Source organism: Longimicrobiaceae bacterium (assembly GCA_035936415.1).
Classification (GTDB): Bacteria; Gemmatimonadota; Gemmatimonadetes; order Longimicrobiales; family Longimicrobiaceae; genus JAFAYN01.
This window is the reverse complement of sequence record DASYWD010000521.1, coordinates 1-22,702: the sequence shown is the minus strand read 5'-3', so window position 1 is coordinate 22,702 and position 22,702 is coordinate 1. Positions and strand designations below refer to the sequence as shown.

Genomic DNA, 22,702 nt, shown 5'->3' with positions numbered 1-22,702 from the left:
GCCCCGCCCAGCGCACGGGAGGGGAGGGCGGCGGCTCCAGGCGTGGGGGGGGCGCGTCGAGGCTGCGGGTCCCGCTGGTGGTGGCGCTCGCGCTCGCCGCCGCCGGGTGCAACCGCGGCAACCGGCTCTACCGGGAGGGGGAATACCGGCGGGCGGCGGCCGAGTACGCCCGCGCGCTGGCGAGGGGCGACCGCTCTCCGGAGCTCCGCTACAACCTGGGGACGGCGCTCCTGCAGCTCGAGGCGTACGACTCCGCCCGGGCCCACCTGGAGGCCGCGTCCGCCGCCCCCGAGCCCGGGGTCCGGCAGCCGGCGTCGTACAACGGCGGGAACGCGGACCTCCTCCCCGTCTTCCACCGGGTCGTCCCGGAGGAGGAGCGGCGCCCCCGGCTGGAGCGCGCCGTGGCCGCCTACCAGCGCGCGCTGCTGCTGGATCCCGCGGACCTCGACGCGAAGTGGAACCTGGAGATCGCGCTGCGGCTGCTGGAGCGGGAGGAGGAGCCCTCGGGGGGCGGAGGCGGCGGGGGGGAGGAGGAGGGCGGGGGCGGGGCGGGCGCCGATCCGGCGCCGACCCCGGATCCCGCGCCGGCCGGCGGGAGCGGCCTCAGCACGCTGGAGGCGGAGCAGATCCTCGCAGGGGCGCAGCGCGCCGAGGCGGAGGTGCAGGGGGAGAAGCTGCGGAAGCAGCAGCCGAGGGGCCGGGCGGTGCGGGACTGGTAGGGCCGCCTGCGGGGCCGCCGCCCCGGGGTGACGGAGACGGGTGCGTCCTCGTCCCCAGGGTGACAGCACGCCGATCCATCCACCTGAAGCCGTTGAAGATGCATCCATTTCGCAGATGCCCCGCCGTCCTCGGGGCCGCCCTCTCCTTCCTGTTCGCCGCCTGCGACGGCGGACCCGCGGAGCCGGCCGCCCCTCCCTCGTACACGGCCGTGGAGTTCGGCCGTCCCGACCTGGGCGAGTTCATGCCCACGGCCCTCAACGACCGTGGCCAGGTGGTCGGGAGCGGCAACCGGGGCGTGTACCGATGGGAGGCGGGGGCCTTCACCCGGCTCGAGGTTCCCGGATCGCACGACGACCCGCGGTATCCGTTCCCCGCCGCGACGGTGACGGACGTGAACGACCTCGGGAATGCGGTGGGCCTGCTGAACCGGAGGGAGGGCCTCCTCTGGCGGGGAACGACTCCCGTGCGGTTCGAGATCCCGCTGGGATCGCGGCCGGAGCTGTTCGTCCGGGGCATCAACGACAGGGAGCAGGTGATCGGCTCCATCCCCGGGAACGACCACACCGAGAACGCTTTCATCTGGACGGCGGGGGCCCTGCGGATCTTGCACGACACGGCGGGAGTGGCCGACCTGAACGACGCGGGAGACGTGGTGGGGACCGCCTACTCCTGGACGACCATCCCCAACGCGGGGACGCACAAGGACCACTTCCGGGCGCTTCTCTGGAGGAGCGATGGACGGCAGGTCTCCCTGGGGACCCTGAGCGGGCGCGAGAGCATCGCGTCCGCCATCAACGAGCGCGGGCAGGTCGCCGGCACCTGGCTCTCATCCAGCGGGGAGAGCCGGGTCTTCCTGTGGGAGAACGGACGGATGCGCGACCTCGGGAGGCCGGACGTTCCCCCCGCCATCGGCGCGGAGTGGAGCGTCTTCGTCTCCGGCATGAACGACCGCGGGGAGATCGTAGGCACCGCCGTGTCGGGGATGTACGCCTCGGAGTCGCACCCGTTCGTGTGGAGGTCGGGCCGCTTCCACAAGCTGGAGGAGCTCCTTCCGGACGGGCGGTGGGACCTGCTTCAGGCGCTTGCGATCAACAACTCGGGAACGATTCTCGTAAGTGCCCGGGACGTGGCGAGCGGCGCGCTGGTCGGACTGCTGCTGAGGCCCGACGCATGACCCGGCCGGGTGCTCTCGCGCTCCGTGGGTCCGTATGAACGGAGCCCCGCGCCGGCAGGATGGCGCGGGGCTCTTTCAATCAGCGGCCCGCGAGCCGGGCACTCGACGGCTCATGCCGCCCGGAGCCAGTGCCCCAGCTCCCGCAGCGTGGGCTTCTTCCCGGTGCTGAGGATCCCGATCCGGTAGATCTTCCCGGCCACCCAGGCCATGAGCAGCACGGCCAGGAAGGTGCCGGCCAGGGAGACCGCGACCTGCCAGTCGGGGACGGCGGCGGCGGCCAGGCGCATGGGCATGGTGACCGGCGCGGTGAAGGGGATCATGCCGAGCGCGGTGGCGGTAGGGCCCAGCGGGTCGGTGATCACCTGGCGGAGGAAGAGGAGCGGGGCGATGAGCGGGAGGAGGGCCACCGTCTGGAACTGCTGCGCCTCCTGCTCGCTGTTGACCGCCGCGCCCACCGCCGCGAAGAGCGCGGCATAGAGGAGGAAGCCCAGGACGAAGAAGCCCAGCGCCGAGGCGAGGATCCACGGTTCCACCCGGAAGTCGCCGAGCGTGTCGGCGGGGAGGCCCAGGCGGTTCGCGATTCCCCCGGAGCGGGCGACGGCGAGCGCCGCGATTGCGCCCCAGATGGAAACCTGCAGCAGGGCCACCGCGCCCACGCCCAGGATCTTGCCGGCCATCAGGTGCGTGGCCTTCATGGAGCTGACGATCACCTCCGCGATGCGGTTGGTCTTCTCCTCCAGCACGCTGCGCATGACGTTGATCCCGTAGAGGAGCACCAGCGCGTAGACCATGAACCCCAGGAGGTAGCCCAGGAGGAAGCTGGACCGCCCGCTCTCGGCCGAGTCCCCCTGCTGGGTCACGCGGAGCGTCTGGACCTTCACCGGCCGCAGGAGCGACGACACCTCGGTGACGTCCAGCCCCTGCTCGCGCATGCGGGCGGCCTGGACCGCCTGAGAGACGGCCACCCGGACGTCGCGCTCCACCTGGAAGTTGGCGACGTTGCGCGCCCGCAGCTCGATCTCGTTCCCCTCCACCACCCCCGCCGGGAGGTAGAGGTAGCCGTCGATCTCCTCGGCGAGCACCCGCCGGCTCAGCTCCCCGCGCACCGCGTCCAGCGGCCCTTCAACCCGCTCCAGGTGGTAGGTGTACGCGTCACGGTCCCCCTCCGCCGGGGGCCGGGATAGGCTCTGCACCACGTACTCGCCGATCCCCGCCGGGGCCTCGTCCACCACCACCAGCCTCCGCTCGCCGCCCCCGCCCGACATCGCCGGGAGGAGGGTCAGCGCCCCGATGAAAACGGGGAAGAGGAGGGTGGTGAGCACGAACCCGCGGGTCCGGACCCGCTCCCTGAACTCGCGCGCGAGGACGATCAGTATCTCAGACACGGGCGAGCTCCGGGCGGCGGTGGGGGGTCGCGGCGTCGCCCACGCGGGCGACGAAGATCTCGTGCAGCGAGGGCTCCACGCGCTCGAAGCGGACGAGGGGGGCGTCCAGTGCGTTCAGCGCAGCCACCAGCGCGCGGGGATCGGCGCCGTCCGGCAGCTCCACCTCCCATCCGTCGCCGGTGCGGGCCGGTTCGCCGAAGCGGTCGTCGCGGCGGAGCGCTTCCTCCACCCCGGGGGCGGGGTCGTCGAAGGCGAAGGCGTAGCGGCCGGTGCGGCTGGCGCGCTTCACCTCCCGCAGCCCGCCGTCCAGCACCTTGCGCCCCTGCGCGATGATGCAGACGTGGTCACAGAGCTCCTCGGCCTGCGCCATGTTGTGGGTGCTGAAGATCACCGTCTTCCCGCGGGCGCGGGTCTCCAGGATGGTGTCCCGCAGCACCTCCTGGTTCACCGGGTCCAGCCCGGATGCGGGCTCGTCCAGCACCAGGAGGTCGGGGTCGTGGATCACGGTCGTGATGAACTGCACCTTCTGCTGCATCCCCTTGGAGAGCGTCTCCACCTTCGCTCCGCGCCACTCCCCCAGCCCCATCTTCTCGATCCACCGCTCTCCCTCGCGGCGCGCCGTGGCGGCGGGTACGCCCTTCAGGCGAGCGAAGAAGACGATGACGTCGAGCACCCGCATCTTCCGGTAGAGCCCCCGCTCCTCGGGGAGGTAGCCGACGCGGCGCAGCACGCCGGGCTCCTGTTCGGGGTCCGCGCCCAGCAGCGACACGCGCCCGGTGTCGCGGACGATGATGTTCATCGCCATGCGGATGGTGGTCGACTTTCCGGCGCCGTTGGGGCCGAGGATCCCGTAGATGGTCCCGGCGGGCACGGCGAGGCTGAGGTCGTCCACGGCGGTGTGGCCTGCGAACCGCTTCGACAGGTGTTGCAGAGATACGGCATGTTCCATTGGGCGGCGGCCTGGCGGGAGGGCGGCGGGGAAGCGTTCCGGGCAATGCCCCGGAAGGTAAGCGGCGGTCCCGGATCGCGCATCCCCCGCCGCAGCCGTCCACGCACCGGTGGAGACAAACGAAGATGCCGCAGTGCCGTAGCCGTGGACGACCCCGTGACACGCGGTCCGGAGCCGGTGCCGCCGGCCGGCCGACGGGTAACGTATCGTTTCTCCGCTGTAACGGGGTGAGGGGAAGCACGGGGTCGTCGACGAGGGCACATCGGGGTTGTATCGGCGTAAATCGTTGCATAATACGTATTTACGGATCTGGATTGTAACGGTACGTGGCTTGCCAATGCACCGGGCCAGCGGAGGTCCGGACCGCGCGGTGCCCCACGGCCGCTCGATCCACCAGGGCCCTGGACCCGCCCGGCATCTCGATGCCGCCGACTCGTCGGTGTTCACTGGTTCCCCTTCTGGAGCGTACATGCTCTACGTCGTCGACTCCCGGGTGCGTGCACCCTCAGCGGGCCTCGTGCGCCGCGTGCTTCTCACGGCCTCGCTCCCCCTCCTCCTGGGCGGCTGCGTGGAGGACCCGCTCGATCCCGGCAAGGGCGTGGATGGGCCGGTGGTCACGCTCGCGCCGCAGACGGTCGCCCTGCGGGTGGACGCCCCGGATCGTGCCGAGGCGGGCGACTCGCTCCGCTTCTCCGTGACCGCGAAGACGAAGACCGGGACCATCTCCGAGGTGGGCGCCACGCTGCTGGTGAGCGCCCCCGGGGTGAGCAGCCCCCGGGTGATCGCGGTTCCGGGGGCGGCGATCCCGGCCGGGCAGACCGAGGTGACCCGCACCGTCGCGGTCTCGTTCGGGGAGGTGCTCCGCACGCTGGGCGGACAGCTCCGGGCCGCGGACGTGGTGCGCCTCGAGGCGCACGGGTACGCGGTCCACTCCAGCGGCGCCTGCGCCGCAGGTGTGGACACCATCCCACAGACGCTCCCCTGCGACAGCGTGGGCGGTGCGAAGATCGCGGCGGCCACGCCGGGGCAGCGGGCCGAGGTGATGGTCGCGGCCGGGGGAACGGTTCGGCTCTCGGTGAGCCCCGGGAGCATCGGCGACCTGGTGGTGGACGACCGCAGGCAGCTCCTCTTCCTCTCCAACCGCGCGGCGCACCGGGTGGACGTGCTGGAGATCGGGAGCCGCCGCCTCCGCCCCGGCGGGATCCTGGTGGGCTCGGAGCCGTGGGGCCTCTCCAAGACGATGAGCGGGGACACGCTGATCGTCGCCAACTCCGGCGGCGTGAACGTCTCCTTCGTCCCCCTCTCCGCCACGGGCGAGCTGCGGGAGGACCTCGGGCGCCGCTTCCAGATCCCGCGCACCATCCTCTACGAGGTCCAGACGGAGGACGGGCAGTACAAGAACCTGAACTTCTTCAACTACACGGACCGTCCGCAGTTCGTCGCGCAGGACGCCAGGGGGCGGCTGCTCTACTCGACGGTGGCGACGCAGGCCGCGCCGGTCGGCTCCATCCGCGTGGCGGAGTTCCAGCCCGGGTGGGGCACGTGGGACGCGCGCTTCCTCTTCCACGAGCGCTCGCTCGAAGGGACCAAGGAAGTCATCGCGATCGGCAACGTGGACACGGTCCGCATCGTCGGCCCCACGCACGTCGTCCTCGTGGACCACGTCCCCGGCTCCAGCCCGCAGCGCATCATCCGCAGCGATCCGCTTCCGGCGCTCCAAGCCCGGGACCAGCTCCGCGGCATGGGCTCGGACGCGGAGGTGTTCCCCGGCTTCCGGTGGCGGCTCCCGGAGGCGCTGGCGCTCTCCGACACCACCTTCGTGCGGCACTCGGCCGACCACCGGTGGATCGTCTTCGGCGAGGGGCTGCGCACCCCGGCGGGCCGCATCATGACCTGGAGCGCGGAGGGCGGCGCCCTATCGAGCGTGGAGGACATCCGCGACTTGGTGAACAACGCGTCGGACCGGATCCGCTCGGTGGACCTGAACGCCGACGGCTCGCTGGGCGTGGCACGCGGGAGCACGGGGAGCTTCTTCTTCGGCAACGACCTGCGGCTGCTCGGCCGCACCGCCCAGCCGGACGGACGCGGCGCCTCCTTCCTGCCCGGCGCCACGGGACTGCGGGTGCACGCCCTGGCCGCGACCGGCCGCCGCAGCATCCAGGTGGTGGAGACCACCAGCTACCGCGCGGTGGGCGAGGTGCCCATCCGCGACGAGATCGCGGGGCCCTTCCGGGTGGGGCCGCCAGGGCCGGGCGCGAACGCCTGTCCCGCGGACTTCCGCCAGGGACCGGCGGACTGCGTCCTGGCGCGGGTCTACGCGGTGACCTCCTCGGGCGGGGTGCTGATCCTGGACGTGCGCAACGGAGACGTGCGATGAGCGGGGCCATCCGGGCGCTCGCGACCGGTGCCGTGCTGGCGGCGCTCTGCGCCGCGCCCGCCGCAGCCCAGACGCACAGCGGCTCCATCGGCTACGGGGGCGGGGGGATCTGGTTCGGCTCCTTCGGCGGCGCTTCGGAGCTGAAGCTGGAGCCCGGGTGGGTCGCGAATCTCCAGGCGGACCAGTGGTACTGGCGCGGACGGGTGGGCGCCCGGGCGAACGTCGCCTTCACGCAGCGCCCGCTGCGCACCGGCCTGGACGAGCGCCAGATCAACACCTGGTTCTTCGACGGCAGCGTGCTGCTCCGGCCCGTCCCGCCGCGCGAGGGGGGGAGCGTGGCTCCCTACCTGAGCCTGGGGGCGGGGGTGGTCAACTACGGCTTCGGGCGCGGGCGGCCGGTGGTGCTCGGCGACGCGGTCTACCCGGGGTCGGGCGAACGGCAGCTCGCGCTCGTGGTGGGTGCGGGCGTGGACTTCGTCCCACGGGTGGTGTTCCTCGACACGCCGCTGGGACTGCGCCTGGACTTCGCGGACCACGTCACGCTGGAGTCGCCGTTCGAGAGCCGGGGCGGAGACGCCTTCGGGCCCGTCCACAACGTCCGCGTGATGGTGGGGCTGATCGGGCTGGTGGGGAACAGGTGACCCTCGACGGGCGCGGGCTGGGCCCGTCTCCGGAAGGTGGAGGTGCGAGATGCGGGAAGCGGCGGGCGCGCCGGCGGTGGACCTGGGCCTTCTCCGCCGCAACGCGGAAGAGAACTACCCCCTGTTCTGCGCGGCCGGGCTGGGCGAGAAGGACATCCGGACGCTGACCTGCAGGCGCTGCGGAACTGCGGAGAGGGCGTTCTTCTGGACGGTGGCGCGGAAGTCGGACGGGGTCCTCGACCTCACCTGCCCGGTGTGCCGGAACTGGGAGGTGCGATACGACCTGAGGCGGAACGACTGGCAGGCCAGCTCTCCCTGGAAGCCGCTGGTGGCGGCGGCGCTCGTCGCCGGGGGAGCCGCCCTCTACCTGGGGTTCCGCGAGCCGGTGCACGACGCGGTCCGGGACGCCCTGCAGATCGTGGAGAGCAGGATCGATCCTGGGGGCGAGAGCGAAGCCCCCGAGACGGCGATAACGGTGGACGACCCGGGCGGTACGCCGCCCGGACCCTGAACGGAACGAGACGTTGTACCGAGGCCGCGGAATTCGCCGGAGAGCCTCGAAACCCGGGCAGAGCGGTCCAAGACCAGACGCTGCCCACCCATTCCCAACTTGGCCTGCGGGCCGGGAGGAAGACATGACCGCTCTCATGAAGAACCTGTGGAACGACGAGTCGGGCGCGACGCTGGTGGAGTACGCGATGATCGTGGGCCTCATCATCGCCGTCGTGGTCGCCGCGATGACGACCTTCAAGGGTGGAATCAGCACCCTCTTCACCAAGGTCAGCACCAAGGCCGGCACCGCTGTCGACACGGGCATCTGACGCAAACTCGCTCACTGCCCCCCGCGCGAAGCGGGGGGCAGCGGGGTTCCGAGGGTCTCACGGCAGGCAGTTAAAGTCCAACTCTACGACAGGCCTACGGGCCGGGAGGAACACATGACCGCTCTCATCAAGAACCTGTGGAACGACGAGTCGGGCGCGACCCTGGTGGAGTACGCGATGATCGTCGGCCTCATCATCGCCGTCGTGGTCGCCGCGATGACGACCTTCAAGGGTGGAATCGACACCCTCTTCACCAAGGTCAGCACCAAGGCCGGCACCGCTGTCGACACGGGCATCTGACCCTGGCGCGGTTCGCTCCCCCGTCCGCTGACGCCGGCGGGCGGGGGGAGCGTTGTGGCTGACTCGCAGGCGGGCGATCGGGAGGACGTCTGCCGCTGGATCTTCCAGCGCAGCGATGAAACGAGGAGACGAACGATGGTTGAGTCGCTAACGACGGGGGCACTCGTCGGGGCAGTGCTGGTCGCCGCATGGTGGGACCTTCGCGAGCGGCGCATACCGAATGCGCTCACTGTGCCGGCCTTTCTGCTGGCGCTGGCGTTCCGGGCGATCCCGGGCGGTGAGACGCTCCTGTCCGGCATCGGCGGGGCTGGCCTCGGCCTGCTCGTAATGCTCCCGTTCTTCGCGCTCGGGGCCGTCGGAGGCGGGGACACAAAGCTGGTAATCGCCGTGGGGGCGTTCCTCGGGCCGGAGGGCCTGGTCGGCGCTCTGGTCGTGGCTTCGTTCGCCGGCGCCGTGATGGCGGCCTGGGCCACGTACCGCGCCCGGGTGATCATCCCGGTCCTCTTCAGCTGCGTCGCCCTGATGAAGTACGCGGTGACGCTGGGACGGGCGGGTGAACGCCCCACCCTCGTGTCGCCTGGGGTCGTGAGCATCCCCTACGGAGTGGCGGTCGCGGTCGGGGTTTCGGCAACCCTGCTGCTGGGAGGTGCGCTGTGACCCGGAAAACCGTCGGACGGAAGATGCGGCGTAGTGTCCGGGACGAATCCGGCGCCGCGCTGGTGGAGTTCGCCATCGCCGCCCCCATGCTGATCTTCCTGATCCTGGGGATGGTGGAGTTCGCAGAGATGTACCGGCGCTACCAGGTGCTCACGGACACGGCCCGCGAGGGGGTGCGGCGCGCCGTCGTCTCCACGGGGCCCGATTCCGCGACCGTAGTCACCATCGTAAAGGACCGGCTGAAGGACCAGGGAATCACCCCCAGGGTGGTCACGGTTCATGGACTTTCGGGCGGGTACGGCGCGCCGGCCACCGTGCGGATCGAGTACGACTACCCGTTCTCCTTTGTCAGCGGATTCATGGGGCCCGTGAAGGTCCCCCTGAAGACGCAGGCCCGGATGCGAATCGAGTAAATGGAAGGGACACATGCGTAAGACGAGACTCGTTCCGGTCCTGCTGGCGGCCGTCGTCTGCGGCCTGCTGGCCGCGTACCTGGCCCTGACGCAGCTCAGCGCCGCCCCCACCACGGGCGGGGGGCCGGCGCAGAAGGGGCAGCTCGCCGTGGCTGCACGGTACCTCCCCCAGGGCACCATCCTCCGGCAGGAGGACGTGCACTTCGTGGAGTGGAGCTCCCCGACCCTTCCGCCCGGTTATTCGAGCAGTGTCGCGGAGCTGGTGGGACGCGGGCTCCTCACGGACCTGCAGCCCAACGAGCCCGTGCTCGCGGCGAAGCTCGCCGACAAGAGCGCCGGCGGAGGGCTCCCGATCCTGATCCCTGAGGGGATGCGCGCCGTGAGCGTCAAGGTGGACGAGGTGATCGGCGTGGCCGGCTTCGTGGTCCCCGGCACCCGCGTGGACGTGCTTGTGACCCTGGACCGCGGGAACGACCAGGGAAGCATGACCCGCGTGGTCCTGCAGGACGTCCGCGCGCTCGCCGCCGGGCAGACCGTGCAGCGCGACCCGGAGGGGAAGCCGCAGACCGTGCCCGTGATCACCCTGCTGGTGAGCCCGGAGGACGCCGAGCGCCTGACGCTCGCCGCCACCGAGGGCCGCATCCAGCTCGCGCTCCGCAACATGCTCGACGCCGGCCGGCCCAACACCCAGGGCGCCCGTACCGCCGGGCTCCTGGGTCAGAGCGCCCCGGCCGCGGCAGCCGCTCCGCGCAACGTGGTGGTGCAGCAGCAGCCCCGCGCCGCCGCGCCGAGGGAGAGGGCCGGCATGGTCGTGGAGACCTTCAAGGGAGGGGTCCGGTCCCTCCAGACGTTCTGAGTCCGATCCTCACGCCGACACCGACACTCGATGCGCTTCCCGACAGTTGCCGGCCCCGTCCGCTCGCGCCAGGTCGTCCGCCCCGTGCGGGTCCTGACCCTCGTTCTCCTCGCGCTCTTCTGCCGGTGGGAGCCCGCCGCCGCCCAGACGGTGCAGGAGGACGTGATCATCGTCCCCAAGGGGCAGTCCGTGCTGGTCACCTCGCCGGCCCCGGTGGCCCGGGTCTCCATCGGTGACCCGGGGGTCGCGGACGCCACCGCCGTGTCGCCGCGGGAAGTGCTGGTGAACGCGAAGGCGCTCGGCACCACCACGCTGATCATCTGGGACGTCAACGGAGCGCGCCGGACCACGTCCATCGAGGTGACGGTGAACGCAGCGGCGCTGGAGCGCCAGTTCCGCACGCTCTTCCCTGGCGAGCCCATCACCGTCGCGGCCACCGGCGGCACCGTGGTCGTCTCCGGCACCGCCCGGAGCCCCCGCTCCGCCGCCCTGGCGCTGCAGCTCGCGCGCGCCACCGGGGCCACGGTGGTGGACAACCTGGTCTCCCCCGCCTCGCAGCAGGTGCTGCTGCAGGTGCGCTTCGCCGAGGTGTCGCGCAACGCGCTGGATGAGCTGCGCACCTCGATCGCGGTCGCCAACCCGGACCGGATCCGCGGGGTGGACCAGAGCGCGGTGCAGACCATCTCCTCCGAGCTCTTCCGCCTGATGCTCTTCGGCAGCGACGTGGCCCTGGACGCCACCATCGAGGCGCAGCGGACCCGGGGGGAGTTCCGGTCGCTCGCGGAGCCCAACCTGCTCGCGCTGGACGGCGCCGAGGCATCGTTCCTGGCCGGCGGCGAGTTCCCCTACCCGGTGGTGCAGGGCGGGGACGCGAACACCACCCGGGTGACGGTCGTCTTCAAGGAGTTCGGGGTGCGGCTCAACTTCCTCCCCCAGGTGACGGGGGCGGGGAACGTCAGGCTGCGGGTGGCGCCGGAGGTGTCGTCGCTGGACTTCAGCAACGCGCTCCGGATCTCGGGGTTCCTGATCCCCAGCCTGCTCACCCGGCGCGCCTCCACCGAGGTGGAGCTGCGCGACGGTGAGACCTTCGCAATCGCGGGGCTGATGAACAACACCTTCCTCAACAACCGCGGGCGCGTCCCCTGGCTGGGCGACATCCCCATCCTGGGCGCCCTGTTCCAGAGCCGCGAGCGCCGGGAGACCCGGACCGAGCTGCTGGTGCTGGTCACCCCCCGGCTGGTGCGCCCCAGCGCGGAAGCGCCGCCCGTGCCCACGGGCGAGCCGGACACCTGGAACTGGAGCCCGCCCATGCGCCCGGAGGCGGCGCGCCCGTAGGGGGTGGTGGAACGATCGGTTCGGATTCGAAACGCCGGGACAACGGAGGAGGAGATGAGGCGCAGGAGGGAGAGTCCGGTACGCAACGAGCGCGGCGCCACGATGGTGTTCATGGCCCTGGGCACGCTCACCCTCCTGGGGGTGTGCGCGCTGGCCGTGGACGTGGGGCTGATGTACAACACTCGCGCCGAGGCGCAGCGCGCCGCCGATTCCGGAGCCCTCGCCGGCGCGAGCGCGCTCATGGACGAGCCCGACCCGACGCGGAAGGTGGCCGAGGCGCGGGCGCGGGCCGTCCGGTTCGCCGGCCTGAACCACATGGCCAGCCAGAACGTCCCCTCCACCGGCGTCGGCGTCGAGATGCTGGAAGCGGACACCCGGGTGAGGGTCACCGTCGGAAGCGGCAAGGTGCCGATGCTCTTCGCGCGCCTCCTGGGGACCAACACCGTCCCCGTGTCCGCGAGCGCCGATGCGGTCGCCGCCGCGACCGGCACCGGGAAGTGCCTGAAGCCGTTCGCGCTCCCGAACTACGCCTACACGCCCGAGAACTACGGCAAGCGCATCCTGCTCTGGACCACCAAGAGCGATTCGCTGGTGCTCATCGGGCCCGCGGTCGGGCCGATCGGCGGCGGCGCGCTGCAGAAGATCATCGCGGATCCCGGCTGCATGGACGGGATCATGACGGTCAACGACGAGCCCCCGTACGACGTGCCCGGCGAGAAGGTGGGGCAGGTCATGAACGGCGTCCAGAACCTGATCGACCTCGACCCGACGCTCGCCTACGAGGAAGGGAAGGGCTTCCACCGGAACGGGACCCCCGAACCCAACTGGAGGAAGAGCCCGCGCGTGGCGAACATCGCCCTGTACGACCCGGCCGAGCTCGACCTCAGCCCGGGCGGGGGGAAGACGCTGGACATCGACAACTTCGCGGCCGTGTTCTTCGAAGAAGTCACGAAGGGCTCGGTGAAGGAGGCATGGGGGCGCATCTTCCCGGCGATCGGCGTGGGAGACAACTGCGCGGCCACCAACTCGTGCAGCACCAACACGTTCTACCTGCGGCTGGTGAAGTGAACGCACCGGGCGCGGACATCCGCGGCCGGACACAGCTCAACCGAAGGGCAGCGCACGCATGAACACCAACAACGTCCGTATCATCGCCGGAGCGCTGATCAGCGCAGACGCGGCGTTCCGCGAGTGGCTCGCCGCGGCGCTCCCGGCCGCGGGAAGCGGCGTAAACATCATGGTGGAGATCCGCTCGCCCTTCGCGGGGATCGACGCCGATCAGCTCGGCGCGCTACGGCAGGCGAGCCCGTCGCTGGTCTTCCTGGACCTGGACGACGACCCGGACCTGGGGGTGCGGCTGGCCGAGTTCCTCACCGAGAACCACCCGGGGTGGAAGATCGTCGCCTTCGGGCGCTCGCTCTCCCCGGAGCTGCTGATGGCCGTCATGCAGGCGGGGATCAGCGAGTACGTCCCCAAGCCGGTCACGGACGAGGCGTTCCGGGCCGCGCTGGCGCGGGTGGAGCGCAAGCTGGGGAGCAGCGGCGAGGGCGACGGCGGGGCGCGCGCGCCGGGCGAGCTGATCGCCTGCTTCAGCCCCAAGGGCGGGGTGGGGACCACCACGGTGGCCACCAACGTCGCCGTGCAGCTCCACCGCCTCACCGGGAAGAAGACGCTCCTGGTGGACCTGGACCTGGAGATGGGCGAGGCCGCGCTCCTCCTGGGGGTGCAGCCGCGGTTCAACGTGGTGGACATCGCGAAGAACCTCCACCGCATGGACGCGGACCTGCTGGGCTCGTACACGGAGCGCCACGAGAGCGGCGTCCACCTGCTGGCCGCCCCCTACGAGCCCGACCGGGCGGACGCGGTCAGCGGCGACCAGGCGCGCAGCATCCTGGCGTTCCTGAAGCAGCACTACGACTACGTGGTGGTGGACACGGCGCACACCTTCAGCCCGCTGACGGTCGCCGCGTTCGAGGAGGCGACCTCTATCTACGTGGTCACCACGGTGGACCTGCCGTCGCTGCGCAACATCAAGCGCTCGCTCCCGCTGATCGAGCGCATCACCGGCGACGGGAAGGAGCGCATCCGGCTGGTGGTGAACCGGTACCACCCCAACAACGCCATCTCGGTCCAGGAGGCGGAGCGCACGCTTGGGCTGGTGGCGCACTGGCGGCTCGCGAACGACTTCGAGGCGGTCATGGGCTCCATCAACACCGGGAAGCCCGTCGTGCTGGGCGCGGCGTCGCCCTTCTCGCACGACCTGCAGGGGCTGGCCGCGGACGCCGCCGGGATTGCCCCCGCAGCGGGGAACGGTGCGGGACGGCTCGGCGGGATCCTGAAGCTCTTCGGGCGCAGGCAGGAGACGCGGTCCCATGGCTGACGCGACCCCCAACGGCAACGGCACGCGCGCGCCCCTCCCCTGGGAGCTGCCGCGCCAGGAAGCGCCCCGCCAGGAGCCTCCGCGGCAGGAGGCGCCGCGTACGGTGGCCGTCGCGGTGGCGCCGCCGCCGCCCCGCGCCGCGCCCGGCGGCTCGCACGCCATGGACGACGTGAAGTCGCGGGTGCACCGCGAGCTGCTGGACAAGCTGGACCTGGCGAAGCTGGAGAAGGCCGAGCGCTCCGAGGTGCGGGTGGAGATCCGCCGGCTGGTGCACGAGCTGCTGGCGCGCGAGACCGTGCCCCTCAACTACGAGGAGCGGGACGCGCTGGTGGACCAGGTGCTGGACGAGATCTTCGGGCTCGGGCCGCTGGAGCCGCTCCTGAAGGACGCGGAGGTCTCGGACATCCTGGTCAACACCTTCGACCAGATCTACGTGGAGAAGCGCGGCAAGCTCCACGAGACGGACGTGCGCTTCAAGGACGACCGGCACCTGATGCAGGTGATCGACCGGATCGTCTCGGCGGTGGGGCGGCGGATCGACGATTCGTCGCCCATGGTGGACGCCCGGCTCCCGGACGGGTCGCGCGTGAACGCCATCATCCCGCCGCTTGCGCTGGACGGACCGCACATGTCCATCCGCAAGTTCAAGCTGGACGCGCTCTCCGGGGACGACCTGATCCGCTACGAGGCGCTCACCGACTCCATGCTGGAGCTGCTCCGCGGGGTCGTGAAGGCGCGCCTGAACATCCTCATCTCGGGCGGCACCGGGGCGGGGAAGACGACTCTCCTCAACGTCCTCTCCTCCTTCATCCCCGCGGACGAGCGGATCGTCACCATCGAGGACTCGGCGGAGCTGCAGCTCCGGCAGCCGCACGTGGTGCGCCTGGAGACCCGTCCGCCCAACGTGGAGGGGCAGGGCGAGGTCACGCAGCGCCTGCTGCTGATCAACTCGCTTCGCATGCGGCCGGACCGGATCGTGGTGGGCGAGGTGCGCGGCGGCGAGGCGGTGGACATGCTGCAGGCCATGAACACGGGCCACGACGGCTCCATCACCACGCTGCACGCCAACACCCCGCGCGACGCGCTGAGCCGCCTGGAGACCATGATCTCCATGGCGAACCTGAACCTCCCGGAGCGCGCCATGCGCCAGCAGATCGCCAGCGCGCTGGACGTGGTGGTCCAGGTGGCGCGCCTCTCGGACGGGAGCCGGAAGGTGATCGCCATCTCGGAGGTGGCGGGGATGGAGCAGGACGTGATCACCATGCAGGACATCTTCGTCTTCGAGCGCGAAGGGGTGGGCGAGGACGGGCGGGTGCTGGGCCGCTTCCGTCCCACCGGGATCCGCCCCGTCTTCGCGGACCGGCTGGCGGCACACGGGATCCCGCTCCCGGCCGCGCTCTTCAGCGAAAGCGGCTTCGGGGCCGCCGGACGGCGCGCATGGTGAGCGCGGGGCCGGCGGCGTGGGCCTTCGTCGTCGCGGTGTTCCTGGCCGCGGCGGCCGGCGGCGCGGCGCTCTGGATGATGGCCGCCTCCGCGGCGGAGCGCAGGGCCCGGCGCGGCGTGACGCAGCAGCTCGAGCGGCTGGAGGTCGAGGCCGGCCCGGCGGCGGCGGCGCTGGGGAGCCTCCTCCGCGGGCGGAGTGGCCGGGAGACGGGGTGGACCCGCAGCTCCGCGTACCGCCTGCTGCGCCTCCGTCAGGTGGAGGTCCTGATCGAGCAGGCGGAGTCGCCCTGGACCGTGGAGCTCTTCCTCGGCCTCACGGCGGGGCTGGGGCTCGCGGCCGGGGCGCTCGGGCTGCTGGTGACGGGTGCGCCGTACGTGGGCCTGGCGGGGGCGGCGCTCGGGGCGGCGCTCCCGCTCGTGCTGCTGCGCCGCCGCCGGGCGAAGCGCCTCTCCATGCTGGAGGAGCAGCTTCCGGAGGCGGTGGACCTGCTGGGCCGCTCCATCCGCGCGGGGCACGCCCTCACCATCGCCTTCCGGATGGTGGCGGAGGAGTCGCCGGAGCCCATCGCCGGCGAGTTCCGCCGCCTCTCGGAGGAGCAGCGGTACGGGATGCCCTTTGAGGACGCGGTGGCCGCGATGACGGAGCGGGTCCCGCTCCCCGACATGCGGATCTTCGGCACCGCGGTGCTCATCCAGCGGGAGGTCGGGGGGAACCTCACCGAGATCCTGGACAAGCTCTCGTACCTGATCCGGCAGCGGTTCACGCTGCAGCGGCAGGTGATGGTCTTCACGGCCGAGGGGCGCCTGAGCGCCGTCATCCTGGGGCTCCTCCCCACCGCGATCGGGCTGCTGCTGTACCTGAGCAACCCGGACTACGTGATGGGGATGTTCGAGCACCCGCTGGGTCGAGTGCTGGCGGGCGGGGCCTTCGGGATGCAGGTCCTCGGCTACCTGTGGGCCCGGCGGCTCACCCGGCTGGACTTCTGAGCGACGCAACCCACGAGCGACCGCAATGATCTATCTCATCGCCAGCCTCGTCGCGATCACGGTCGGACTGACCGTGGTGCTCGTCGCGGAGATGGTCCCCGCCCGCTCGGCCGCGGTGGCGCGCCGCCTGGCCGAGATCCGCCACGCCGACGGATCCCCGTACGGCCGCGACCGCTCGTCGCGCCGGGGGCAGTGGGAGCAGGTGCTGCAGGAGCTCGGGGAGCGGGTGGGCGCCGACAAGGCGCAGGACCGGGAGCTCCGCAAGCGGCTGGTCATGGCCGGCTACGGCGCGCCGCGGGCGGTCCCCATCTTCCGCGGTGTGCGGGTGGCGCTCCCGATCGCGCTGTGCACCACGGCCTTCGTGGCGGCGCCGTTCGCCGGGGCGGGCGGCCTCCTCATCGCGCTCTGGCTGGCCGCGGTGGGATGGATCGGGCCCTCGTTCTTCCTCGACCGGCGCATGCGCGCCCGCCAGAAGCAGATGCGCCTGGCCCTACCGGACGCGCTGGACCTGATGGTGGTGTGCGTGGAGGCGGGGCTGGGCCTGAACCAGGCGATCGTGCGCGTCTCGGAGGAGATCCGCGCCCTCAGCCTGGAGCTGAGCAAGGAGCTGGCGCTGGTGAACCTGGAGATCCGCGCCGGCACGCCGCGCGAGGATGCCCTCCGGAACCTGGGGGAGCGGACCGGGGTCGAGGACCTCCGCTCGCTGTCCACGCTCCTCATCCAGACGGAGCGCTTCGGGACCTCGGTGGCGAAGGCGCTGAACGTCCAGTCGGACACGCTGCGGACCAAGCGGCGCCAGCGGGCGGAGGAGGAGGCGGCGAAGCTGGCGGTCAAGATGCTCCTCCCGCTCGCCTTCTTCATCATGCCCGCCCTGTTCGTGATCGCCATCGGCCCGGCGGCGTTCTCGTTCCTGAAGATGATCGGCTCGTTCTAACCGTGCTCCCGAAAGGAAGGCTCGCTCATGCAACAGGCTGACCTGCCGAACGAGGTCCTCCTCCGGGAGGTGGAGGCCATCCTGGGCCGCCGCATCGAGCACGTGGAGGGCGAGGTGACGCGGCTCCGGCGGCTCTCCGCCGCGCTGGGCGTGGCGCTGGTCTTCACGGGGCTGCTGGCGCTCTGGGCGCTGGCGGCGGGCTCGGGCGGGGTGCGGGAGGGGAAGGTGGCGGACGCGGTGGAGGCGCGCCGCTTCGTGCTGCGCGACGCGGACGGGGTGGTGCGCGGCTCCCTGGGGATGGAGCCGGACGGCTCCGCCCGCGTGCGGCTCCTGGACCGCGACGGGCGGGAGCGCGCCCGGCTGGTCGTGCTCCCGGACGGTGCGCCGGGGCTGACGCTGAGCGACCGCGACGGCAGGTCGCGCGCGGTGCTGGGGGTGCTCCCCGACGAGACCTCGACCCTGGCCTTCGCGGACCGCTCCGGGAGCACGCGCACCGTGCTCGGCCTCTCGCCCGGGCTGGCCTCCACGCTCGTCTTCGCCGACCGCGCCGGCCAGATGCGGGTGGGGCTGGGCGTCAACGACGAAGGTGTTCCGGGGCTGACCGTCTACGAAGACGCCGCCCCCGAGGCGTCACCGCCAGAGCCTGCACCGCCCCCCGCCGACTCGGCCGCGGCGGCGCCGCCCTCGGCCCCGCCCTGACCGGGCGGGGGCCCAGGGGCGGAGGCGGCGACGCGCGTCCTCAGGCGTTCCCCGCCACCTGCGCCCCGTACCCCTCCTCCTCCACCGCGGCCACCAGCTGCTCCGGGGCGACGGCCCCCTCCTCGTACTGCACCTCCGCCGCGCCGTCGTCCAGGTGGACGGTGGCGGTGCGGACGCCGGGGGCGTTCTGGAGCGCCTTCTCCACCGTCTGCGCGCAGTGGCTGCAGGTCATCCCGGTGACGTTCAGTCGCGTGGTCTTCATCTCGCTCTCCTGTCGCGGTTGGAGGGCCACGGAGGCGGCAGGTTCCGTGCCCCGGGCGCGGTGTTGACCGGGGTGCGGGGCGGACCGTAGCTTGCCCGCGAACCGTCCACCGGAGAGCCACGTGAGCGACTTCCCCAACCTGACCGTCATCGACCACCCGCTGGTGCAGCACAAGCTGACCGTGCTGCGCCGCAAGGACACGTCCAAGAAGAAGTTCAAGGAGCTGGTCGACGAGATCGCCATGCTCATGGCGTACGAGGTCACGCGCGACCTCCCGCTGACCCCGGTGGAGGTGGAGACGCCGCTGGAGACCACCACGCAGATGCGCCTCAGCGGGAAGAAGCTCACGCTGGTGCCGATCCTCCGCGCCGGGCTGGGGATGGTGGACGGGGTGCTGCGGCTCATGCCCTCCGTGCGGGTGGGGCACATCGGCCTGTACCGCGACCACGACACGCTGCAGCCGGTGGACTACTACTTCAAGATCCCGCCGGAGCCGGAGGCGCGCGACTTCATCCTGCTGGACCCGATGCTCGCCACGGGCGGCTCGGCGTCGGCGGCGGTGGCGTCGCTCAAGCGCTCCGGTGCGACGCGGGTGCGCTTCATGTGCCTGGTGGCGGCGCCGGAGGGGGTGGAGCGGATGCTGCGCGACCACCCGGAGGTGCAGGTGTACGCGGCGGGGCTGGACCGCGGGCTGAACGACGTGGGGTACATCCTGCCGGGGCTGGGGGACGCGGGCGACCGGCTGTTCGGCACGAAGTAGCGGGGTCTTGCCGTTGAGATCCGGGTGCTTTCGGGCTATATTCGTAGCCTCGCGGGAGTGCCCGCGGGCCCATAGCTCAGCGGTTAGAGCAGTCGACTCATAATCGATTGGTCGCAGGTTCGAATCCTGCTGGGCCCATACAGCAGCGCCGGGAGCTGACCAGCTTCCGGCGTTGCCTTTGTCAGAGGCCCGGCGAGGTGACCTTTGACAGTTCGGGTGGCCGCTCCACAGACCGGGCACTCCAGGTAGAAGAGCTGGTGCTCCGTGGCCTGGGCGCGCACTGCCGGAAGTTCCTAACGGTTACGCCTGGTCACCTGGGCGAATCGGCACCGGGTGTACCGCTCCGAGAAATGACCAACGATACTTTGGGCTGAGTTTCCGTTCACGATGCCTGCCGACGTGGACGGACGCAAAGTAACCGTCACGGAGTGAGTCGTCTCAGTGGACGGAACAAGATTGTCGGGGAGGATTGCATTACCGCCGCGACGTGTTGCCGTTTCATCTATCGGGTGGCAAATGGAAACAGATCCGTAGGGGCGCTCCGACGGCCGCACGGACAATGGAGGCCTGGCGCAACCTGGGAATTAGCAGCTATTCTAACCATCTACTCAGGTCGTGTCAGAAGTTCGCACCGCGTGCATTGCTGCGCGTCCTCTGGTGTTCTGGATGAGCCGCCTGCACGCTGCTCACACCCGTTCTCGTTCACTTTGTCCCAAGTACCTCCATGAGCAAGCTCCTCCTGCTGGTCGGTGTCGTCCTGCTCGCCGTCAGCCCCGCTCGCGCCCAGGTCGCTGCGGATTCAATAGCCATCCGCCAGGCGGCTCTAGACTACATCGAGGGCTGGTACGAGGCCGATGCCGAGCGCATGGCCCGAGCCGTCCATCCTGAACTCGCGAAGCGGCTGGTGCGCACCGACCGGCAGAGTGCGAGCAGCGACATCCGACAAATGGGTGCCTCTGAGTTGATCATGCAGACGCGTCGGGGCGGAGGCAAGGAGACGCCGAAAGAGCGCCAGAGGAAGGACGTGCGCATTCTGGACATCTTCGAGAGCACGTCCAGTGTACGAGTGGATGCAGACTCCTGGATCGACTACATGCATCTGGCGAAGGCGGATGGACGATGGCAGATCGTCAACGTCCTCTGGGCGCTCCGCCCCTCACCAAAGTAGTTGGCCGGCTCCTCGCGCCTTACAACCGGCGTGTGCAACTATTTCTGTCAGGCAGCGACGAGGTCTCGTAGGTGTAGATCCGAGAGCGCGTGCTGCTGGCAGAGGAAGACCCCCACAGTGTGGGCGAGCACCTTTCTGAGCCAGCGGGAGCAGAGGTGCCACAAGTCCCTCGCCCAGGTGCGGTTGGCCCGGAAGCGCTCGACCAGCTGGCCCAGCACCGTTTCGACTCTGCGGCGCTTGAGCACCAGCCAGAAGGGCCAGGGCACCTTCTCGTGCTTTCTCGTCTGAGCAGGAGTGAGCAGCGCCAGTCCTTCCGCTCGCTTCTCTACTTGAGCTCCTTGCTCGCGTAGGCCTGATCCCCCAGCGCCCAGCCGCGCACCTGCTCCAGGAGGTCGGCCGCCGCAGTGACATCCGCCCCGTTGGCTGCGCTCAACTCGAAGCCGGTGATTACCCCGGGCCAGCAGATCCTCACGTGCAGGCGGAAGCTGTAGTAGGTGCCCGGCTGGAGTGAGTCCTTTCCATAGCTGGCCTGACCTGCAAAGAGGCGGCTGCGCTTGGCCCGAGAGAACCGGCAGATCGGCACGGGCATGCTGTCGAGGATCGAGAAGTAGGGATCAAAAACCACCCGCTCCAGTATGCGCCGCCCCACGAGGTACTTCACCCCCCAGAGGTTGGCCATCTGGCGCGTGAAGCTGGTGCGATGCACCTTCGTGAGGGCGGGGAAGAGAGGGTGTAATGCCAGCGAAAGAAGCGGTAGAGATCCGTCTCCTTCTCCAGCCCCAGGAACTCGTCGGCGAGTTCCATCGCGAGGACCTCGCTGTCACTCAGTGCAGGGGCAAATCCCCTCTGGCGCAGCCGCTGACGTGGCAGCAGATCGTCGCAGAGGCAGAAGATGTGCGTCAGAAAGAGTTCGGGGTCCATGGCAGTGCTCCTGCAGAGGGACTGAGGTCGGTTCGCAACCCCGAAGTCGCTGCTGGAAGCCTGCCATGGACCTCCTCATTGTAAGTTGCACACGGGGGTTACAAAAGTGGGGTAGACTGGGAGTGGCGGTGAGATCGCCCGCACCGAATGTCCTCGGGGAGGTTCAAGGAGATCCCACAGATCTTCCGAGTGAGCGGAGTCCCGGCTGAGGCCTTGCGGCACAAAGCTCCAGGGCACCCTCTTACTCCATAGGGCTCTTCCTCATCCGCGGCTGCAGGTCAACTTTCATGGCGCAGCCCGCTTGAATGCGCAACGGTGTCTACGGGCATGAATACGCTTGCGGACAGCGGATGCACGCAAGGCCAGAGGTTCGTGGCCCGGCTCCTGAGCCGCCCGCCTGTCGTTCCACCAGGCTCCCGGTACCGGTACTCCAACGCGGGGATCGCTGTTGCCTATGCCATGGCGGAGCAGGCAGCGGGACAGGTCTGGGAGGAGCTGTCCCGCGAGCGACTGTTCTGCCCGCTCCGCATGGAGAGTGCATCCATCGGCTTTCCCATAGATGCGGCAGCGGAACAGCCGTGGGGTCACAGAGAGGGCGCGGCCGGGCCGGTGCCGATCCCGGGAGATTTCCGCGCCTCGCCCCCGCTCTCCAGCCCGCAGGCGGCGTCTCCATGACCATTCTGGACCTGGCCGAGTTCGCGCGCCTGCAGCTGCGCGCGGCGAAGGGACGACCCCGGCTCGTCACGGCGGCCACCGTCGAGAGGGTCGGTTTGCCGCCGGAGGCCCTCGTCTCAGGCGGCAACAGGGCCTTCCTCGCCGAGCTCCGGATCCTCCCCGACGAGGACATCGCGGTGGTCGTCACCGCGAACTCCGGCGGACCTGGTGCTACACGTGCGATGCGTCACGTGCACGCGGCGCTCCGCGAGCGGTGTGCGAAGCGGGCGCCTGACGTAGCCGCGCTCGATCGCACCGTCGTGGTGCTCGCGCCAGAGCTCCTCAGCGCGCTCCGCGCCGGTACGCTGAGGCGGCTGAAGCCTTCCTCCGGGAGAGCATGGACGCGCGGGCGACCGGAGAGCGTGGTGTTCAGCCGCTGGTGGAGTACCTTGCGGGATTGCAGGGTCCCGATCGCAGCTGGGAGATCCAGGCGATCGAGGGCGGCTCGTTGCCAGCAGGGGAGGGCACGTACCAGATCGTGTGGCTGTGGCATCGGAAGTCCGGTGTGGAGGAGGGCGTCGTACTGCGCTTTGACAGTGGCCGCCGTACAGGATCCGGGCCCTCGAATTGGCCGGGAACTAGTGGTTTGAGTTAGGAACCATTCGGCTGTTTGGCCCGGGTGGTGCGAGACCGGGTATGGTCCCATACTGGAGGGAGCCATGCCCCGAGGACCTCGCCCCACCCCGCTCGCGCTCTCGGAGTCGGACCGAGAGGCACTTCTTCGCCTGGCGCGTCGGCCGAAGACAGCGCAGGCGCTCGCCCTGCGTGCCCGCATCGTGCTCGCGTGCGCGGAGCAGCCCGATACC

The 22,702-nt window shown here is 70.7% G+C and carries 25 protein-coding genes and 1 tRNA gene; 20 read left to right on the top strand and 6 right to left on the bottom strand.

The genetic code is table 11. From position 1 onward, the window contains the following. Both VGR37_21070 and VGR37_21065 read left to right on the top strand, forming a co-directional pair. The coding region (locus tag VGR37_21070) for a tetratricopeptide repeat protein (GenBank protein HEV2149903.1) at positions 1-719 on the top strand (719 nt) is incomplete at its 5' end. Between the two features lie 98 nt (positions 720-817). Next, the gene (locus VGR37_21065) at positions 818-1,894 is read left to right on the top strand and encodes a hypothetical protein (protein ID HEV2149902.1); all 1,077 of its coding nucleotides are present in this window, start codon (positions 818-820) and stop codon (positions 1,892-1,894) included. A gap of 110 nt (positions 1,895-2,004) precedes the next feature. Here VGR37_21065 and VGR37_21060 read toward each other — a convergent pair whose 3' ends face one another. Together VGR37_21060 and VGR37_21055 are read right to left on the bottom strand one after the other, a co-directional pair. Continuing rightward, complete coding sequence (locus VGR37_21060) at positions 2,005-3,279, bottom strand: ABC transporter permease (GenBank protein HEV2149901.1); 1,275 nt, start codon at positions 3,277-3,279, stop codon at positions 2,005-2,007. Beyond that, positions 3,272-4,171, bottom strand: coding sequence for an ATP-binding cassette domain-containing protein (locus tag VGR37_21055; protein HEV2149900.1), 900 nt, complete (start codon positions 4,169-4,171; stop codon positions 3,272-3,274). The genes VGR37_21060 and VGR37_21055 overlap by 8 nt, the downstream gene beginning before the upstream one ends. A gap of 526 nt (positions 4,172-4,697) precedes the next feature. Here VGR37_21055 and VGR37_21050 point away from each other — a divergent pair. The 15 genes from VGR37_21050 to VGR37_20980 all read left to right on the top strand — a co-directional run bounded on the left by VGR37_21050 (position 4,698) and on the right by VGR37_20980 (position 18,071). Next, the gene (locus VGR37_21050) at positions 4,698-6,605 is read left to right on the top strand and encodes a hypothetical protein (protein HEV2149899.1); all 1,908 of its coding nucleotides are present in this window, start codon (positions 4,698-4,700) and stop codon (positions 6,603-6,605) included. Beyond that, the gene (locus VGR37_21045) at positions 6,602-7,246 is read left to right on the top strand and encodes a hypothetical protein (protein HEV2149898.1); all 645 of its coding nucleotides are present in this window, start codon (positions 6,602-6,604) and stop codon (positions 7,244-7,246) included. The genes VGR37_21050 and VGR37_21045 overlap by 4 nt, the downstream gene beginning before the upstream one ends. A gap of 49 nt (positions 7,247-7,295) precedes the next feature. Next, positions 7,296-7,757, top strand: coding sequence for a hypothetical protein (locus VGR37_21040; protein ID HEV2149897.1), 462 nt, complete (start codon positions 7,296-7,298; stop codon positions 7,755-7,757). Positions 7,758-7,881: 124 nt separating this feature from the next. Continuing rightward, complete coding sequence (locus VGR37_21035; GenBank protein ID HEV2149896.1) at positions 7,882-8,067, top strand: Flp family type IVb pilin; 186 nt, start codon at positions 7,882-7,884, stop codon at positions 8,065-8,067. A 114-nt stretch (positions 8,068-8,181) separates the two neighbouring features. Continuing rightward, positions 8,182-8,367, top strand: coding sequence for a Flp family type IVb pilin (locus VGR37_21030; protein HEV2149895.1), 186 nt, complete (start codon positions 8,182-8,184; stop codon positions 8,365-8,367). A 54-nt stretch (positions 8,368-8,421) separates the two neighbouring features. Beyond that, on the top strand, positions 8,422-9,024 hold the full coding sequence (locus VGR37_21025; protein ID HEV2149894.1) for an A24 family peptidase: 603 nt from the start codon (positions 8,422-8,424) through the stop codon (positions 9,022-9,024). A 23-nt stretch (positions 9,025-9,047) separates the two neighbouring features. Next, entirely contained in the window at positions 9,048-9,437 is a 390-nt protein-coding gene (locus VGR37_21020) for a TadE family protein (protein ID HEV2149893.1), read from the top strand. A gap of 13 nt (positions 9,438-9,450) precedes the next feature. Continuing rightward, complete coding sequence (gene cpaB, locus VGR37_21015; GenBank protein ID HEV2149892.1) at positions 9,451-10,293, top strand: Flp pilus assembly protein CpaB; 843 nt, start codon at positions 9,451-9,453, stop codon at positions 10,291-10,293. Between the two features lie 30 nt (positions 10,294-10,323). Continuing rightward, on the top strand, positions 10,324-11,628 hold the full coding sequence (locus VGR37_21010) for a pilus assembly protein N-terminal domain-containing protein (protein ID HEV2149891.1): 1,305 nt from the start codon (positions 10,324-10,326) through the stop codon (positions 11,626-11,628). 54 nt (positions 11,629-11,682) lie between these two features. Then, the gene (locus tag VGR37_21005) at positions 11,683-12,696 is read left to right on the top strand and encodes a Tad domain-containing protein (GenBank protein HEV2149890.1); all 1,014 of its coding nucleotides are present in this window, start codon (positions 11,683-11,685) and stop codon (positions 12,694-12,696) included. A gap of 58 nt (positions 12,697-12,754) precedes the next feature. Beyond that, complete coding sequence (locus VGR37_21000) at positions 12,755-14,008, top strand: AAA family ATPase (protein HEV2149889.1); 1,254 nt, start codon at positions 12,755-12,757, stop codon at positions 14,006-14,008. Next, a complete protein-coding gene (locus VGR37_20995) occupies positions 14,001-15,452 on the top strand; it encodes a CpaF family protein (GenBank protein ID HEV2149888.1) in 1,452 nt (483 codons plus the stop codon). The genes VGR37_21000 and VGR37_20995 overlap by 8 nt, the downstream gene beginning before the upstream one ends. Next, complete coding sequence (locus VGR37_20990) at positions 15,446-16,438, top strand: type II secretion system F family protein (GenBank protein HEV2149887.1); 993 nt, start codon at positions 15,446-15,448, stop codon at positions 16,436-16,438. Before VGR37_20995 ends, VGR37_20990 begins: the two co-directional genes overlap by 7 nt. A gap of 25 nt (positions 16,439-16,463) precedes the next feature. Beyond that, the gene (locus VGR37_20985) at positions 16,464-17,372 is read left to right on the top strand and encodes a type II secretion system F family protein (GenBank protein HEV2149886.1); all 909 of its coding nucleotides are present in this window, start codon (positions 16,464-16,466) and stop codon (positions 17,370-17,372) included. 27 nt (positions 17,373-17,399) lie between these two features. Next, positions 17,400-18,071, top strand: a complete 672-nt coding sequence (locus VGR37_20980; protein HEV2149885.1) for a hypothetical protein — start codon at positions 17,400-17,402, stop codon at positions 18,069-18,071. Positions 18,072-18,111: 40 nt separating this feature from the next. On the opposite strand, the gene VGR37_20975 is transcribed toward VGR37_20980, so the two are convergent. Then, entirely contained in the window at positions 18,112-18,333 is a 222-nt protein-coding gene (locus tag VGR37_20975; protein ID HEV2149884.1) for a cation transporter, read from the bottom strand. 121 nt (positions 18,334-18,454) lie between these two features. Here VGR37_20975 and upp point away from each other — a divergent pair, with 121 nt between their 5' ends. From upp to VGR37_20960, 3 genes are all read left to right on the top strand, one after another. Continuing rightward, complete coding sequence (gene upp, locus VGR37_20970; GenBank protein ID HEV2149883.1) at positions 18,455-19,093, top strand: uracil phosphoribosyltransferase; 639 nt, start codon at positions 18,455-18,457, stop codon at positions 19,091-19,093. A gap of 65 nt (positions 19,094-19,158) precedes the next feature. Further along, positions 19,159-19,231, top strand: a tRNA-Ile gene (locus VGR37_20965). A 586-nt stretch (positions 19,232-19,817) separates the two neighbouring features. Continuing rightward, a complete protein-coding gene (locus VGR37_20960; protein HEV2149882.1) occupies positions 19,818-20,261 on the top strand; it encodes a nuclear transport factor 2 family protein in 444 nt (147 codons plus the stop codon). Between the two features lie 47 nt (positions 20,262-20,308). On the opposite strand, the gene VGR37_20955 is transcribed toward VGR37_20960, so the two are convergent. From VGR37_20955 to VGR37_20945, 3 genes are read right to left on the bottom strand one after another with little or no spacing between them, the layout of a single operon-like run. Continuing rightward, the gene (locus VGR37_20955) at positions 20,309-20,527 is read right to left on the bottom strand and encodes a hypothetical protein (GenBank protein HEV2149881.1); all 219 of its coding nucleotides are present in this window, start codon (positions 20,525-20,527) and stop codon (positions 20,309-20,311) included. 59 nt (positions 20,528-20,586) lie between these two features. Beyond that, the gene (locus VGR37_20950) at positions 20,587-20,940 is read right to left on the bottom strand and encodes a transposase (GenBank protein ID HEV2149880.1); all 354 of its coding nucleotides are present in this window, start codon (positions 20,938-20,940) and stop codon (positions 20,587-20,589) included. After that, on the bottom strand, positions 20,919-21,182 hold the full coding sequence (locus tag VGR37_20945; protein ID HEV2149879.1) for a hypothetical protein: 264 nt from the start codon (positions 21,180-21,182) through the stop codon (positions 20,919-20,921). The genes VGR37_20950 and VGR37_20945 overlap by 22 nt, the downstream gene beginning before the upstream one ends. Positions 21,183-22,702: the final 1,520 nt, after the last annotated feature.